Annotated in this window: 12 protein-coding genes; 4 read left to right on the forward strand and 8 right to left on the reverse strand. The window is 59.8% G+C overall.

Translation table 11 applies throughout. The annotated features are described in order from the left end of the window. Positions 1–42: 42 nt before the first annotated feature. Both ACI77I_RS03980 and ACI77I_RS03985 read right to left on the reverse strand, forming a co-directional pair. The gene (locus ACI77I_RS03980; protein WP_406996995.1) at positions 43–1,362 is read right to left on the reverse strand and encodes an AAA-associated domain-containing protein; all 1,320 of its coding nucleotides are present in this window, start codon (positions 1,360–1,362) and stop codon (positions 43–45) included. A gap of 14 nt (positions 1,363–1,376) precedes the next feature. Beyond that, positions 1,377–3,122 (reverse strand): ABC transporter permease, encoded by a 1,746-nt coding sequence (locus ACI77I_RS03985; protein WP_406996996.1) that lies wholly within the window; start codon positions 3,120–3,122, stop codon positions 1,377–1,379. Between the two features lie 405 nt (positions 3,123–3,527). Between ACI77I_RS03985 and ACI77I_RS03990 the strand changes: the two genes are divergently transcribed. Further along, positions 3,528–4,478 (forward strand): hypothetical protein, encoded by a 951-nt coding sequence (locus ACI77I_RS03990; protein ID WP_406996997.1) that lies wholly within the window; start codon positions 3,528–3,530, stop codon positions 4,476–4,478. A gap of 69 nt (positions 4,479–4,547) precedes the next feature. Here the strand turns inward: ACI77I_RS03990 and ACI77I_RS03995 are convergent, their stop codons facing one another. Genes ACI77I_RS03995 through ACI77I_RS04015 form a run of 5 tightly spaced genes read right to left on the reverse strand, consistent with a single transcriptional unit; the run spans position 4,548 to position 10,066 of the window. Next, positions 4,548–5,276, reverse strand: a complete 729-nt coding sequence (locus tag ACI77I_RS03995; protein ID WP_094949556.1) for an alanyl-tRNA editing protein — start codon at positions 5,274–5,276, stop codon at positions 4,548–4,550. A 2-nt stretch (positions 5,277–5,278) separates the two neighbouring features. Next, positions 5,279–6,271 (reverse strand): serine O-acetyltransferase, encoded by a 993-nt coding sequence (locus tag ACI77I_RS04000; RefSeq protein WP_406996998.1) that lies wholly within the window; start codon positions 6,269–6,271, stop codon positions 5,279–5,281. A gap of 37 nt (positions 6,272–6,308) precedes the next feature. Continuing rightward, positions 6,309–7,223, reverse strand: a complete 915-nt coding sequence (locus tag ACI77I_RS04005) for a PLP-dependent cysteine synthase family protein (protein WP_094949558.1) — start codon at positions 7,221–7,223, stop codon at positions 6,309–6,311. Between the two features lie 15 nt (positions 7,224–7,238). Further along, complete coding sequence (gene moeB, locus ACI77I_RS04010) at positions 7,239–9,137, reverse strand: molybdopterin-synthase adenylyltransferase MoeB (protein ID WP_094949559.1); 1,899 nt, start codon at positions 9,135–9,137, stop codon at positions 7,239–7,241. A 35-nt stretch (positions 9,138–9,172) separates the two neighbouring features. Then, positions 9,173–10,066 carry a DMT family transporter gene (locus ACI77I_RS04015; protein WP_176462902.1) on the reverse strand — a complete coding sequence of 298 codons (894 nt, stop codon included), beginning with the start codon at positions 10,064–10,066 and terminating at the stop codon, positions 9,173–9,175. A 160-nt stretch (positions 10,067–10,226) separates the two neighbouring features. Between ACI77I_RS04015 and ACI77I_RS04020 the strand changes: the two genes are divergently transcribed. Continuing rightward, positions 10,227–11,651: a PLP-dependent aminotransferase family protein gene (locus tag ACI77I_RS04020; protein ID WP_094949634.1), complete on the forward strand. Its 1,425-nt coding sequence runs from the start codon at positions 10,227–10,229 to the stop codon at positions 11,649–11,651. A gap of 99 nt (positions 11,652–11,750) precedes the next feature. Here the strand turns inward: ACI77I_RS04020 and ACI77I_RS04025 are convergent, their stop codons facing one another. Further along, complete coding sequence (locus ACI77I_RS04025; protein ID WP_094949561.1) at positions 11,751–12,569, reverse strand: pyruvate, water dikinase regulatory protein; 819 nt, start codon at positions 12,567–12,569, stop codon at positions 11,751–11,753. 178 nt (positions 12,570–12,747) lie between these two features. On the opposite strand from ACI77I_RS04025, the gene ppsA reads away from it, so the two are divergent. Together ppsA and ACI77I_RS04035 are read left to right on the forward strand one after the other, a co-directional pair. Further along, on the forward strand, positions 12,748–15,123 hold the full coding sequence (gene ppsA / locus ACI77I_RS04030) for a phosphoenolpyruvate synthase (protein ID WP_094949562.1): 2,376 nt from the start codon (positions 12,748–12,750) through the stop codon (positions 15,121–15,123). 106 nt (positions 15,124–15,229) lie between these two features. Beyond that, complete coding sequence (locus ACI77I_RS04035; RefSeq protein ID WP_406996999.1) at positions 15,230–16,219, forward strand: alpha/beta fold hydrolase; 990 nt, start codon at positions 15,230–15,232, stop codon at positions 16,217–16,219. Positions 16,220–16,366: the final 147 nt, after the last annotated feature.

Consider the following 16,366-nt stretch of genomic DNA (forward strand, 5'->3'; position numbering starts at 1 on the left):
CAAGCCTGTTCCCACCTTTGGATGGGTGGTGGCCTCAGGTAATTACATACTGCCTTCCACATCATCCAGGCTAAATGTCTCGGTGTGGTCGTCATACGAAAAAATCTCCGCATACCGCCCCCACGCCACCACGCTTTCCAGGGTTTTTTCCACAAAAGCTTCGGTCATCGAGTCTTCCAATTCCTGCTCGAAGCGTACCCGTGGCGCCCGATGCCCGCTGCGTTCCAGCAGCACGTGATGAATGCGCGCGGCCAACGGCACGTGCCGGATTAAGTGCTCGGCAAACAGGGTTTTGCGCTCTTGGGTGCCGTAGTCGGCGAACAGCTTGCCGGCGTCGGTGAGGGTGATGTCGGCGCCCTTGAGTTCGGCAAACCCTAAATGCTCAAGCATCTCCGCCACTGGGAACAGGTCGTCCACTTCCAGCAGGCGCCGTTCGGCAACCGTCGGCAAACCGGCGTGGCCGTTGTAAGGCTCGGCGGCCAGGGTTTCGATCAGGCCGGCCATCAGGTTGGTGGACACTTCCGGCAGCAGGCTGCCCATTTTCAACTCGGGTATGCCTTTGGCATCGGCGCTGCGCCGGTCGGTCATCAGCGCATAGATGTCATCGACCATTTGCCGGAAGGTCGGGTCCAGGCGGTTGCGCGGGTGCGCGAACGGCACTTTGATTTCGGCGACCACACGGCCGGGGTTGGACGACAACACCAGGATGCGGTCGCACATCAGCACCGCTTCTTCGATGTTGTGGGTCACGATCAGGATGGACTTGATCGGCAGCTGTTTGCCGCTCCACAAATCCAGCAAGTCGGTACGCAGGGTTTCGGCGGTGAGCACGTCCAGGGCGGAGAAGGGTTCGTCCATCAGCAGCAAGGTCGGGTTCACCACCAGGCCGCGGGCAAACCCCACGCGCTGGCGCATGCCGCCGGACAACTCACGCGGGTAGGCGTTTTCAAAGCCGTCCAGGCCGATCAGGTCGATGGCGGCCAGGGCGCGTCGGCGGCTTTCCTGGCGTTCGACCTGCAAGGCTTGCAGGCCGGCTTCGACGTTTTCCAACACGGTCAGCCAGGGGAACAGCGCAAAGGTCTGGAACACCATGGCCACGCCTTCGGCCGGGCCGTGCAATGGCACGCCGTTATAGAGGACTTCGCCCGACGACGGCTGAATCAGCCCGGCGATGATGCGCAACAGCGTGGACTTGCCTGAGCCGGAGCGGCCGAGCATGCCGACGATCTCGCCTTCGTGCAGGCTCAAGTCCACGCCGCTGAGCACTTGCAGTTCGTCTTTGCCTTTGCCGAAGACGCGGTTGACGTTTTTCAGCGAGTAGATTTTCGGCGTATCAGCAGCGTGTTCGGTAGAGGTATTCATCACAGCGAATCCCATCAATTCAGACGAAGTTTGTTTTCAGCCAAGGCGTACATCGGCCGCCACACGGCGCGGTTGAAGGCCACCACGAAGATCGACATCACCACCACGCCCAAGGCGATCTTGGGGAAGTCGCCGGCGGCGGTGGTCTGTGCGATGTAGGCACCCAACCCGTGGGCGACCACGTTGTCCTGGCCCCAAGACACGTACTCGGAAACGATACTGGCGTTCCACGCGCCGCCCGAGGCGGTAATGGCACCGGTGACGTAGTAGGGGAAGATCCCCGGCAGCATCACCTTGCGCCACCACAGCCAGCCGCGAATGCGGAAGTTGGCGGCGGCTTCCTTGAAGTCATTCGGGAACGCGCTGGCCCCGGCGATCACGTTGAACAGGATGTACCACTGGGTGCCCAGCACGATCAGCGGGCTCAGCCAGATGTCGGGGTTGAGCTTGTAGTGCAGGATCACGATGACGAACACCGGGAACAGCAGGTTCGCCGGGAACGCGGCAAGGAACTGCGCCAGCGGCTGGATTTTTTCCGCAAGGCTTGGGCGCAAACCGATCATTACACCCAAAGGCACCCAGATCAGCGAAGCGATCAGGATCAACCCGGTGACCCGCAGCAGCGTGATCAAGCCCAGTACAAACACATGGCCGACCTCGGCGAAGGTCACCTCGGTGCCGACGTACAGCACGATGTGGTACAGCGCATAGGCGGCCATCAGCGCAATCAGTGTGCCCCACACCCAATCGATCACTTTCGAGGTTGCCGGTGTTTGCGCCGGCAGCGCCTTGAGTGCACCGCCCGCGAGGCTGAAGCGTTTGTTGCCGAGGCGGCTGATGGTGCGCGTGATCGGGCGCAGGATGCGCTGGACTACGCGCGTGCGTTGGATCAGGTTCAGCACCCAAGACTGCGGCGCGGCGCCCTGGGAGGCGGTGTTTTCCATGCGGAATTTGTCCGCCCAGGCCACCAAGGGGCGAAACAGGAACTGGTCGTACAGCAGGATCACCACCACCATCGCCAGAATCACATACCCCACGGCGTGCAGGTCTTTCTGGGCAATCGCCAGGGCCAGGTACGAACCCACGCCCGGCAAGGTGATGGTCTTGTCGCCGACGGTGATGGCTTCGGAGGCGACCACAAAAAACCAGCCGCCGGACATGCTCATCATCATGTTCCACACCAGCCCAGGCATGGCGAACGGCACGTCGAGCTTCCAGAACTTTTGCCAACCGGAGAGGCGCAGGTTGGTCGACACTTCCACCAGGTCATGGGGCAGCATGCGCAGCGACTGGTAGAAGCTGAACGTCATGTTCCAGGCCTGGCTGGTAAAAATCGCAAAGATCGCCGCGAACTCGGCGCCCAATACACGCCCGGGAAACAGCAGCAGGAAAAACGTCACAGTAAAGGAGATGTAACCCAGCACCGGCACCGATTGCAGGATGTCGAGCACCGGCACCAGCAGTTTCTCGGCGCGCCGGCTTTTGGCCGCCAGGGTGCCGTACAACAGCGTAAAGATCAGCGCCGCGACCATCGCCGCGAGCATGCGCAACGTGGTGCGCATCGCGTACTCCGGCAGGTTGGCCGGGTCGAGGGAAATGACTTCACTTTGCAAGGTGGCGATAGGCGCCCAGGTCTCGCGGGCGGTGATGGAAAAAAACAGTAGAAAGCCGATCACCAGGGGCAGGGCGACCAAGTCCCAGCGGTTGGGCAGCAAGCGCAGCGTGGACGCCGGTAAATAGTGACGGAACACTCTGTTCATAGGCAGTCAGTCCTGCAGCGTTCAGGTTCAGGGGCGTGGTGGGGAGTGAGCTTAGCTGCCGCACGAATGCCCCACCGAGAAGGACGGGCGCTGTTTTCGTGAGTCAGGGGCAACGCGGCGTTGCTGGCGGGATTGTACGTTTCTGAATGTTACAAGCACATAAATTTGCTGTCAGTTCCCTGTACGAACTGCGTCTAAGGCGTGGGTGCTTCAGCTGCGCGCCCGTTACGCAAGCCGCCAGACATAGTCGTTTTTTTGCCTATGAAACAAATAGCTACTCACACTTCCTACAGCCTCGGAACCCTCTTTCAGATATATGCCAATCAGGTAAGCAGATGGCTTGCAACTGCAGGCCTCTGGTAATCGGCAATTGCGAATTCAATACCTGAATCTGGGAAGGTAACTATGACTAGCGTAAACACTCGGCCAGCCCCCTACACCGTTGGCTATGAAGAACCGCAAAAAACCCCGGCGCCCATCCGCTACCAAGACAGCGCCAACGCATCTGGACAGTACGGCACCCCGGCCGGTTCGGCACCTCCCCGTGCCCCAATGACGCCCGAACAGCGTGGTCCGTTTTCGAGTCGCAACAGAATCGTTCACTCGCAGCAGTCACAGGGCGCAGGTTCAGCAGGCCAGTTAGCAGCGCTGACTCAAAAAAATAACGAGCTTCGTGCCAAGCTCCAGGGGTTTTCCGCCGAGGTCAGGCCGCAGATCCAGAACCTTCAAAAGCAAGTCGTCGACCTGACTCAGCAACTCAATACGCCAGACAAAGCCACTCAGGGCACCTCAAATGAGCCTGGCGGCACGCTGCAGAACCGTTCCGCAGGTGAACAGGGCGTTGCGCCATCAAACGATTTGCCGTCCACGCAAGACGCATCAGGTACTGAGCCTGGCCAGGGTCAGAGCCTTGAAGAGTTGAACCGTGAGATCAAAGAGTTTCGCAAGGACATTTTAAGTTTGTTTGGGGAACTCAAGACGGCGATTCAACAACTGCAAGAGCAAATTCAGACGTTGACTCAACGCATCGATACGCTTGGCACTGCTCAAACCCCGCCACCTTCTGGGCCGCAGGATACCGTTGAGGCTGATTCTTCACCCCAACCACTGGCGGCCACGCCTGATGACGCACCGTCGCCCGCGACTGATGACGCAGCGGCCCCCGCGACTGACGAAACGCAGGCCCCGAGCAATGAGCCAGAAGCGTCTGCTCCTCGCGGTATTGAAGAACTCATGCAGGAGAACGCACAGCTTCAGGCCGGGCTTGATCAGATGGACGTTCAGTTCAAAGCAGTGGTTTCGCAGCTCCAAGAGCAGATCAAGGCGTTGAGTAAGAAAATCAGCGAGCAGAAGTAGTAGGGCTTGGCATCGCATCAGCCAGCATGGGGCACCCTCCCCATGCTTGAGCGTGCTGGCATCAAGCTTTCACTCAAACCGCAGAATCACCCGGCGGTTGTGTTTGCTCTTCTTCTCGATCTTCTCGCAGAACACTCGGCCGATTTCCTCGGTATTGATCACATGGGTGCCGCCGCAGGGTTGGATATCAATCCCGGTAATGTCGATCACCCGTACCGAGCCTTGGATCACCGGCGGTGCAACTGCCTGGGTGCGCGTGATCTGCAACAGGGTTGAATACTCCGAGGCCGGCATCGACAGCGTTTTTACTGCGTGGGCCTGTTCGATCAATGCATTGAGGTCGCGGGTGATGCTGTCTTTGTCGAGGGTCATTTCCGGTAGGTCGAAATCCAGTCGACCCTTGTCCGCGCTGATGCTGCAGCCGGTGACGGGCGCATCAATGATCGAGCACAGCAAGTGCAGGCAGGTGTGCATCTTCATGTGCTGGTAGCGGCGCTCCCAGTCCAGGCTCGCATCCACCTGCACCCCGGCGGTCAACTGCTCAGGGCAATGTTCCACCTGATGCCAGATGATTGAGCGCAGCACCGGGTCGCGCACGGTGCCGACCACCTCGACACGCGTGCCATCGGCCAGGGTGAGGTAGCCGGTGTCTCCCGGCTGGCCGCCGCCGGTGGGGTAAAACAGCGTGTGCTCTAGGGCGATGCCGTGTTCGCTGATGGCAATCACCCGGGCGCTGAAGGCGTTCTGGTAGGGCGCGCTGTCGAACAGCGCCAGGGTTTCCATGGTGTGCACGGACATGTTCAACCTCCGACAATCAGTGGGCTGGCTTGCAGCAGGTGGCGCACCATCGCGCTCAAGCCAGGGGGGGAGAGCAGGGTGATTTCAAATTCCGGCCCGCAGACTTTCAGGTTCAGCGGCAGGCGTGGCAGTTGTTCGCCGATGTCGAGGCGACACAGGCGAAATTGCAGGTGGTGGCGCTCTTTCACTGTGGGTTCGAGCATCAGCCCCTTCAAAGGGTGAAAGTCGGCGTCCAGCACCGTGACCTTGTGGCTGGCGCTGACTTCGCCGACTACGTGCAAACGCTCATCCAGGGCGAAGGCGCCGAGGTAGTTGCTGTGGTCGGTTTCGGCGTTTTTCTGCAGTTGGACCTGGTTGACCACCTTGACCTTGGTGCCGGCCGGCACGTCCTGGGTGATGACACACGAGGGGCTGATAAAGACGTTGTCGCCGATCAGCACATACCCCAGCACCCGGGCGCCGGAGCCGACTTCGACATTGTTGCCCAAGCGAGGGTGGCGTTTGCCGTCCGGGTTGTTGGCAATGCCCCGGGCGCCGAGGGTGACGCCGCAGAGGATGTAGCAGTCGTTGCCGATCTCGCAGGTTTCGCCGATCACCGTGCCGTAGCCATGGTCCAGCACAAAGCGCCGGCCGATACGCGCTGCGGGGTGAATCTCGGCGCCGGAATGGATTTTGCCCTGGTTGCTGAGCTTGAGGGCGATGCGCGAAAACATGCCGTTGGTCTGGCCAGGAAAATTCCACACTAAGTGCGCGAGGCGGTAAAACAGCACCGCCTTGAACGAGGCGTAGGATTCCAGGATCAACTCGCCGCGCCCGCGTGATGCCGGGTCGCGATAGGCGTAGGCGATCAAGTCTTCAGCCACCGCTTGGGCGGCGTTCTGGATCAGCGGCGCCAAGTGCGGTTCCAACTGCTTCATCTGCGCCGGCGTCAGGGTCTTGATGAGGTGGGTGAGCAACTCATCGTGCAGCTGTTGCATGTCGATAAAGCCTCCCATGGAGGCACCCCCGCATTCTGGATGGTTGGGAAACCGGTTATTCGAAACTGGGCAGGTAGCTGTCAGCATTGTCATAGACCATGGTCAACACCACCGTTTCGGGCGGCAGTTCGGGGGCGAGTTGGGCGATGGCGACCATGTTGGCGGCCGAGGACAAGCCCAGGCTGATGGCGTCGGTACGCATGATGCGTTTCATCATGTCGATGCACGCCTGGCGCGAGACCTTGAGCATGCCGTCGATCACGTTCACGTTGAGAATGCTCGGGATCAAGCCAATCGACAGGCCCTGGATATGGTGCGGCGCGTGCTGGTCTTTCAGCAGGTCGCACTCCTCTGGCTCCACGCCCATGACGCGCATGGCCGGCCAGGCGGCCTTTAGGGTTTCGCCTATCCCGGTGATGTGGCCGCCGGTGCCGATGCCGCTGACGAAGTAGTCCACGCGCCGCTCACCGAAGGCGCTGAGGATCTCCGGTGCGGTGGTGTCGCGGTGGGTTTGCGGGTTGGCGCGGTTGCGTTGCTGGTTGAGCATCACGTAGCTGGGGTTTTCCAGCTGCAGTTCCATGCACTTTTCGCCGTGGGAGTTGTTCCCCAGGCGGCTGTCCGACAGCACCACCTTGGCGCCGTACAGGCGCAGCAGTTTCTGCTTTTCGGGGCTGTAGTTGTCGGGGATCACCAGTACCACTTTGTAGCCCAGTACGTTACCGGCCATCACTAGGCCGATACCGGTGTTGCCACCGCTGGGTTCGATGATGGTTTGCCCGGAATCACGCATCAACACGCCCCGGCGCTCGGCGTCGAGGATCATGCCCAGAGCGATGCGCGCCTTGTGGCTGCCTCCGGGGTTGAGGGATTCCAGCTTGGCGTAGACCTCGATGCCGAGGTCTTCGGAAAACTGCGCCAGACGCACAATCGGCGTATGGCCGATGACGTCGAGAATGGAGTTATGCAACATCGGTCAGCCCTCGGCTCAGTACAACGGCATGTCGGGTTCGACGTCGCGAACCCAATGTTTCATGCCACCCTGCAGGACCTTGGTGTTGGCAAAACCGGCGGCCAGTAAGGTACTTGCGGCTTGCTCGGCACGGGTGCCGGCGTAGCAGATCAGGTAGTGGGTGTTGTCGCGGCTGAGGCTGTCGAGTTGCCCATCCAGTTCGGCCAGGGGGATATGCACCACGCCCGGCAATTTGCACACTTCCAGTTCGCTGGCATCGCGCACATCCAGCAACACGTCGGCGCTGCGGTGGTGGTCGAGCACTTGCTTGAGCACGCGGGGCTTGATGTAGCGTTCTTCGGCCAGGGTAGGTTGGCTCGGGATGGCATCGGCGCAGACCGCTGGCGCCACGGTTTCGCTGTGGCGCAGCTCCGAGCAGCACGGGCAGTCGGCACGGCGCTTGAAGCGCACTTCGCTGAACTTCATCGCCAGTGCATCAAAGCGCATCAGCCGACCGGACAACGGCTCGCCAATACCGATCAGCAACTTGATGGCTTCGGTGGCCTGGATCATCCCGACCACGCCCGGCAATACGCCGATCACGCCACCGGCGCTGCAGTTGGGCGCCAGTTCGGCCGGCGGCGCTGATGGGAACAGGCAGCGGTAGCACGGCCCACCTTTATAGTTGAGCACGCTGATCTGCCCGTCGAAGCGGTAGATGGCGCCGTATACCAAGGGCTTGCCGAGTTGTACGCAGGCGTCGTTGACCCGATAACGGGTGTCGAAATTGTCGGTGCCGTCGATCACCAGATCGTAGGCGCCGACCAATTCCAGGGCGTTGTCGGCATTGAGCGCGGTGTTGTGCGCGTTGATCTGGATGTGCGGGTTGAGGTCTTGCAGGCGCTGCTTGGCGGACTCGACCTTGGGCATGCCCAGGGTGCTGTTGCCGTGGACGATCTGGCGTTGCAGGTTGCTGCTTTCCACCACATCAAAGTCCACCAGGCCCAGGGTGCCGATGCCGGCCGCCGCCAGGTACAAGCTGATGGGCGAGCCCAGGCCGCCGGTGCCGATGATCAATACCTTGGCTTTTTTCAGGTTCAACTGACCTTCGCGGCCAACACCTGGCAGGGTGATGTGGCGTACGTAGCGTTGTACCTCTTCGTTGCTAAGGGCGGCTTCGTTGCTAAGCGCCGTTTCATTGCTTAAGCCCTCGACGTCCATGCCGCCGGAGGTGGCGAGCAGCACTTCGATTTTGGCCTTTGCCGGCAAGGGCTCGTCGGCGCCGATCAGTTCTTCCTCGGCAGTGAACAGGAAGTGTTCCTTAAGCTGGTTGTTCTTCTCGTGAAACAGATGGGCACGTAACTGTGGGTGGCTGCTGCAGAGGTTTTCAATGACTTCGCGCAATGTCGATCCGGTGCTCTCAAGGGTCGATTCCGGCAGCTTGGCCACGCGAACCAGAATATCGGGGAAAGAGACAGCGTTCATGGACAACTCCGTGTGCAGGTCGTTGAAGGGTTGAGGAGCGAAATGCTTGCCATCCCAGGCAAACAGCTTTGAGCCCAGGGCGTGGCCCTGGCGAACGTCCACCACCAAATAGCTGACGGGGTAGATCGGCTCACCCAGGAACAGTGCCTTGTCCTGGTCTTCGTCACTGAAATAGGCGCCCACATCCGGGTGCGAGTGATAGATCACCATCACCGGGTTCTCACTGCGAAACGCCTTGTTCATCAGTAGGGTGTCAGCCACGGAAAAGGTGTAGCCGTTGGCCGCGCTGCGCGGGTACATCTCGGGGTTCTTGCGGTGCAGCTCGTTCTGAATATTGCTGCCCAGGTACACGCTGCCGTCGGCGAAGACAAAACCACAGCACTCCTCGGGGTAGCTGCGGCTGGCGTGGGCGTAGATCTGTTCCAGGGCTTCGGGGCGGAGGACGTCCATGTTTCTCTCGCGTTGCTGGGTGAGGGGTGAAAGGGTCAATTTTTCTTGGCCAGGAGTTTTTCAACCGGCAACTTGGTGATCGCAAAACCGGCCAGCAGGATGGCCGAGTACAGCATCAAGTCGCGGGAAATTTCCACGCCTTCGTACCAGGCGCCGATGATCACCGCGAACACCGGGAAGATGATGAATACGAACGACAGAATGATCGGGCTCAAGCGCTTGAGGAGCATGAAGTACACGATAAAGCCGCCCACCGATGCCACCAGCCCCAGGTAGAACAACGCGCTCCAGGACCGCAGGGTGATGTTTTCGAAGGTCGGCGTTTCAAACCACAGGCCGGCCACGAACAGCATCAACCCGGCAATGCCGATGGGCAGGGTGTTGTAGGTGATCACGCTGATGGCGCTGCCTTTTTGCTTGGTGATGACATAGCACAAGGCATGCATGATCGCGGCGGTCAAAATCGCCAGTACCCCGAAGAACTCGGCGTGGTCCAGGTGCAGGCCCTGGCTCTTGATGATCATGTAAAGGCTGCCGAAACCGATGCCGATGCCGACCACCTGGGAAAAGTAGATGCGCTCACGCAGGAACAGCGCGGAGAAGATCAGGATGAACACCGGCATGCAGCTGAACAGCAGCGCAGTCAGGCCGGACGAGACATGCATCTCGCCGTAGTTGAGCAGGTAATAAGGAACGCTGAAGTAGGACAGGGTCACGAAGACGAAAAACCAGCGGCTTTCTCTCGGGAACAGAATCGGCTCGCGTCGCACCAGGGCAAAACACAGGAATAGCGGGAAGGCGATCAAGAAACGCAGGCCCGCCGATGTCAGCGGTGGCACGCTTTCGACGGCGATCTTGATCCCCAGCCACGTGGTACCCCAACTCAGGCACACGATAAGAAACATCATGCTGGTGACCAAGCCGGCCAACCACTGTTTCTGAGTTTTTGTTTTTGTTGTGTTTTCAAGAACGGCGGACATTGGCATCGTTTATTGCTTCCCTGAGCCGGAATTGAACTCTATATTGACTGTGTATTAAGTTGTTTCATTCGGTGATTGAACCCGTAAAAGCACACTATTAGGGCGAATGATGACTGTCAAAACAAATATTGACATGGTGTCAATTATGCGTGAGGGGTTGTCCAGCGGTCAGGGCGTGAAGTACAAGCGCCTGTCCGATGTGATGGAGCGGGGCATCCTCGAAGGCTTGATTGAACCCGGACGAAAACTGCCGCCCCACCGGGTGCTTTCCGACAATCTGGGTGTGACCATTGGCACCATCAGCCGCGCCTACGGTGAGTTGGAACGCCTGGGGTTGGTGGTGGCGCGGGTGGGTGACGGCACATTCGTGCGCAAGCGTGGGATGGAGCGCCAACGCGATGAAGGCTTTCGCAACGTCAGCGAGGAGCCACGCCATTACTTCGACATGAGCCGTAACATGCATATTCCTGGGCTGGAGACGGTGTTTCTGGCCCAGAGCTTCCAAACCTTGTCGACCAATACCAAGTTCCTCCAGGACATCAGCGCCTACACCCCGGATGCCGGGTTGCCGCGCTACCGTGAGGCTGGGGCGCAATGGCTGGTACAGCGTGATTTTCATCCGATTCCGGAGCAGGTTATCTGCGTCAATGGCGGCCAGCATGGCTTGCTCTGCGCGATGATGGCGTTGCTGCGGGCGGGCGATACGGTGGTGACCGAGCAGCTTACCTATCCTGGGCTGATCACGGCAGCGCGCATGCTCGGCGTGCGGCTGATCGGCCTGGAGATGGATGACGAAGGCGTGCTGCCGGGCGCGCTCGATGAAGTCTGTCGTAATCACCGGGTGTCGGCGTTGTACTGCACGCCTACCATCCAGAACCCGACCACGGCCGTATTGTCGGTCGCGCGCCGGGAAGCCCTGGTTAAAGTGTGCCGCGAGCACAACCTGCTGATTCTTGAGGATGAAGCCCACGGCGTATTGGTAGAAGACCGGCCGCCGCCCCTCAGCCATTTCGCGCCTGAGCGTACGATTTTGATCAGCAGCCTGAGCAAGGCAGTGTCCGCCGGCTTGCGGGTGGGCTATGTGCATGCGCCACCGGCGCTGGTCAGCCGCATTTCGGCGGCCTTGCGCTCGACCTGTTGGATGGCCACGCCGGTCACCCTGGAACTGGCGACCCAGTGGATCGAAAACGGCACGGCAGAGTACCTGCTACGCCAGCAGATCAGCGAAATCAGCCGCCGTAAAATCTTGGTGCAGGACCTGTTGGCGGGCCTGGAATACCGCACTCACCTTAATAGCCCGCACTTCTGGATTGAAGTACCGGAGCCTTGGCGCGCGTCGGAAATCGAGGCGGAGCTCAAGCAGAATAATTACCTGATCGCCACCGCCGAAGCGTTTGCCGTAGGACAGACGGCAGTGCCGCAATTTATTCGGGCGAGTATCTGTAATACGTCGGGGGATGATCAGTTGTTGCGGGCGGGGTTTGATGCGCTGGCGACGGCGTTGGGGCAGGGTGGGGACAGGTTTCACCTGTAGACGCCGGCTCTTTGTGACGAACGGGCTTGTCGTGGCAAGCCCGCGGGCTACAAATAAGTTGCTCAGCCCGCTTGCCACAGGAAATTCATAGTCGTTGGCTTATTTGAAGCGCCGCTCCACGCCTTTCTCCACCAAAATCTTCGCCGAAATCTCTTCCACCGAAAAATGCGTGGAATTGATGTGCGCAATATTCTCGCGACGGAACAGATTTTCCACCTCGCGTACTTCGAACTCGCACTGGGCGTAGCTCGAATAGCGGCTGTTGGGCTTGCGCTCGTTACGGATGGCGGTGAGGCGGTCCGGGTCGATGGTCAGGCCGAACAGCTTGTGCTGGTGCGCGCGCAGGGCGGCCGGCAGCGTCAGGTGTTCCATGTCGTCCTCGGTCAGCGGGTAGTTGGCCGCGCGAATGCCGAACTGCATGGCCATGTACAGGCACGTCGGCGTCTTGCCGCAGCGGGACACGCCCACCAGGATCAAATCGGCTTTGTCGTAGTAGTGAGTGCGGGCGCCGTCATCATTGTCGAGGGCGAAGTTCACCGCCTCGATACGCTCCATATAGTTGGAGTTGTGCCCTATGGAATGGGACTTTCCTACGGAATAGGAGGAGTGTTCACTCAGCTCCTGTTCCAGCGGCGCCAGGAACGTGGAGAAAATGTCGATCATGAAACCATTGGAGGTTGCAAGGATCTCACGGATGTCTTGATTGACGATGGTGTCGAAAATGATCGGCCGAAAGCCGTCTTTTTCAGCCGCCAGATTGATTTGTTGTACCATGGCCCGCGCTTTATCCACGTTGTCGATATAGGGCCGCGTGAATTTGGCGAAGGTAATGTTTTCGAACTGTGCGAGCAGGCTCTGACCCAATGTTTCGGCTGTGATGCCGGTGCCGTCGGAGATAAAGAAAGCAGATCGTTTCATTTGAGCCCTAGGCCTTAAGCTGATGGCGAATCTTGGATATGATAGGCGCGATTTTGCCGTCCCGCAGTGGGCCGCATTCTCACTTATTTTCCAGGTCCAGGCCACAAGCGCTGGCGTTTGCTCCTACTGAGCCGCCGGCGTCCTGAGCTTTTCCAACACAGAAAGTGGAGAGATCACCTTGGTAGAGTACGTAGTTTCCCTCGATAAGCTCGGCGTCCATGATGTAGAGCATGTGGGGGGCAAGAACGCATCCCTCGGCGAGATGATCAGTAATCTTGCAGGCGCTGGTGTCTCGGTGCCCGGTGGTTTCGCCACCACGGCTCAGGCTTACCGCGATTTCCTCGAACTGAGCGGCCTCAATGCTCAGATCCACGCCGCGCTGGACGCCCTGGACGTCGATGACGTCAATGCCCTGGCCAAGACCGGTGCCCAGATCCGTAAATGGATCATGGACGCCGAGTTCCCCGAGAAGCTCAACGAAGAAATCCGCACCGCCTTCGCCACGCTGTCGGCTGGTAACCCGGACATGGCCGTCGCCGTGCGCTCCTCGGCCACAGCCGAAGACTTGCCGGACGCCTCTTTTGCCGGCCAGCAAGAAACCTTCCTGAATATCCGGGGCGTCGAAAACGTAATCCGCGCCGCCAAGGAAGTGTTTGCCTCGCTGTTCAACGACCGCGCCATTTCCTACCGCGTACACCAAGGTTTCGACCACAAACTGGTGGCTTTGTCTGCCGGCGTGCAGCGCATGGTGCGTTCGGAAACCGGCACCGCCGGCGTGATGTTCACCCTGGACACCGAATCGGGCTTCCGTGACGTGGTATTCATCACCGGCGCCTACGGCCTGGGCGAAACCGTCGTACAAGGCGCGGTCAACCCGGACGAATTCTACGTCCATAAACACACCCTTGAGGCTGGCCGCCCGGCCATCCTGCGCCGCAACCTGGGCAGCAAAGCCATCAAGATGATCTACGGCGACGAGGCCAAGGCCGGTCGCTCGGTTAAAACCGTTGAAGTCGACAAGGCCGAGCGCGCGCGTTTCTGCCTGACTGACGCTGAAGTCAGCGAATTGGCCAAACAAGCGATGATCATCGAAAAGCACTACAAGTGCCCGATGGACATCGAGTGGGCCAAGGACGGTGACGACGGCAAGCTGTACATCGTGCAGGCGCGGCCTGAAACCGTGAAAAGCCGTACCTCGGCCAATGTCATGGAACGTTACTTGTTGAAAGAAACCGGCACCGTGCTGGTGGAAGGCCGTGCTATCGGCCAGCGCATCGGCGCCGGCAAGGTGCGGATCATCAAGGACGTGTCCGAAATGGACAAAGTCCAGCCAGGCGACGTGCTGGTCTCCGACATGACCGACCCGGACTGGGAACCCGTGATGAAACGCGCCAGCGCCATCGTCACCAACCGTGGCGGGCGTACGTGCCACGCGGCGATCATCGCCCGTGAGCTGGGCATTCCGGCGGTCGTCGGTTGCGGCAATGCCACCCAGCTGTTGAAAGATGGCCAGGGCGTGACGGTATCCTGCGCTGAAGGCGACACCGGTTTCATCTTTGAGGGTGAACTGGGCTTCGACATCAAGCAAAACTCTATCGATGCCATGCCTGACCTGCCGTTCAAGATCATGATGAACGTCGGTAACCCGGACCGTGCCTTCGATTTCGCGCAGTTGCCGAACGCTGGTGTGGGCCTGGCCCGTCTGGAGTTCATCATCAACCGCATGATCGGCGTGCACCCCAAGGCCCTGCTGAACTACGACGGCCTGCCGCCGGACATCAAGGAAAGCGTCGACAAGCGCATCGCCGGTTACAACGACCCGGTGGGCTTCTACGTCGAGAAACTGGTGGAAGGCATCAGTACCCTGGCGGCGGCGTTCTACCCGAAAAAGGTCATCGTGCGCCTGTCGGACTTTAAGTCCAACGAATACGCTAACCTGATCGGCGGCAAGCTTTACGAGCCAGAAGAAGAAAACCCGATGCTGGGCTTCCGGGGCGCCTCGCGTTACATCAGCGAAGCCTTCCGCGATTGCTTCGAGCTTGAGTGCCGTGCCCTCAAACGCGTGCGCAATGAAATGGGCCTGACCAACGTCGAAATCATGGTGCCGTTCGTACGCACCCTGGGCGAAGCGAGCCAGGTGGTCGACCTGTTGGCGGAAAACGGCCTGAGCCGTGGCGAAAACGGCCTGCGCGTAATCATGATGTGCGAACTGCCGTCCAACGCCATCCTAGCCGAGGAGTTCCTGGAATTCTTCGACGGCTTCTCCATAGGCTCCAACGACCTGACCCAGCTGACCCTGGGCCTGGACCGTGACTCAGGAATCATCGCCCACCTGTTTGATGAGCGTAACCCTGCGGTCAAGAAGCTGCTGGCCAACGCCATCCAGGCCTGTAACAAGGCCGGCAAGTACATCGGTATCTGCGGCCAAGGCCCTTCCGACCACCCTGACCTGGCCAAATGGCTGATGGAGCAGGGCATCGAAAGCGTCTCGCTGAACCCCGACTCCGTACTGGAAACCTGGTTCTTCCTCGCAGAAGGCCAAGCGTCCGCCTAAGGTCGACGCGTCAAAAGTGCCGGTCACTCGCCAAGGGTGACCGGCATTCTTATCTGTACTGGGCGGAACTCCTTACGGACGCCGCCCTTTTTTGTGCAAGAGCATTATGCAAAGCAGCAGCAACCTGTTTCCCGTCGCCCTGATCAGTGCTGAACGTCGCGGCGACCTGAGTGAAGATGTGTACCGCCTCAAACCCGGTAACAGCCCAGACGGCACCGTCGAGTTGGCCGTGACCCGTTTGGGCCTGGCCGATGTCCCGGAAAACCGGGGCACGCCGGTCATTTTGTTGCACGGCAGTTTTTCCAATCGGCGTTTCTGGTACTCGCCCAAAGGCATCGGCCTGGGCGCTTACCTGGCGCGCCAGGGGTTTGATGTGTGGATCCCGGAAATGCGCGGGCATGGTCTTTCCAAGCGTAACCAGGACTACGCCAGAAATCGTGTCGCCGACTACGCGCGTTACGATTTACCGGCCATTGGTGCGTTTGTGCGTGAGCAAAGTGCGCAAATTCCGCATTGGATCGGGCATTCCCTGGGCGGCACCGCCTTGGCGGCGGCCCTCGGTGGTCAACACCTTGGCGCGCCGGCAGTGGCCTCGGTGGCGTTGTTTGGCTGCCAGGTCAGCCGTACCCATTGGCCGTTGAAAATTCCACCGGTGGAGTGGACCAGCCGTTTGCTCTTGAAACGCTTTGGCGAAGTGTCGGGCACGCGGCTTAAGCGCGGTCCCGAGGACGAGCCGGCGGGCGTGATGATTGAAGCCATGCGCTGGAATGGCCTGTTCGGTCGCTTTGGCGATGGAAAGCAATATTGGTGGAAAGGCCTGGCCGACGTCGACGTGCCGCTGTTGGCGGTGAGCGCGGCGGGCGACCGGCAGGATCCGGATTGGGCGTGCCGCAAGTTGTTTGAGCAGGTCGGTTCCGAGCATCGCCAATACCTGTGCCTGGGGCGCCAGCAGGGCTTTAGCGGTGATTTCGGGCATGTCGAGATGCTGGTCAGCAAAGCCGCCCAAGCTGAGGTGTGGCCGATGGTGGCGCGATGGTTGAAAGATCCGCTGACACCTTTAACCGGGGCACACGCCGAAGTACTTGCAGGGGTTTGAACAAGCGCTCTACCAAGGGCGTTTCACTCGGGAGTGGTTGCGGCTAAGATATGACGCGTTAAACGCTTCTGGTCATATTCAGTCGCGCAGTGCCTATTGCGTTGCGCCGAGGTGAGTCTGATCATGGCGGCCGCCAACGGGTGAACC

Origin of the sequence: Pseudomonas sp. D47 (assembly GCF_045447305.1) — a bacterium.
Lineage (GTDB): Bacteria > Pseudomonadota > Gammaproteobacteria > Pseudomonadales > Pseudomonadaceae > Aquipseudomonas.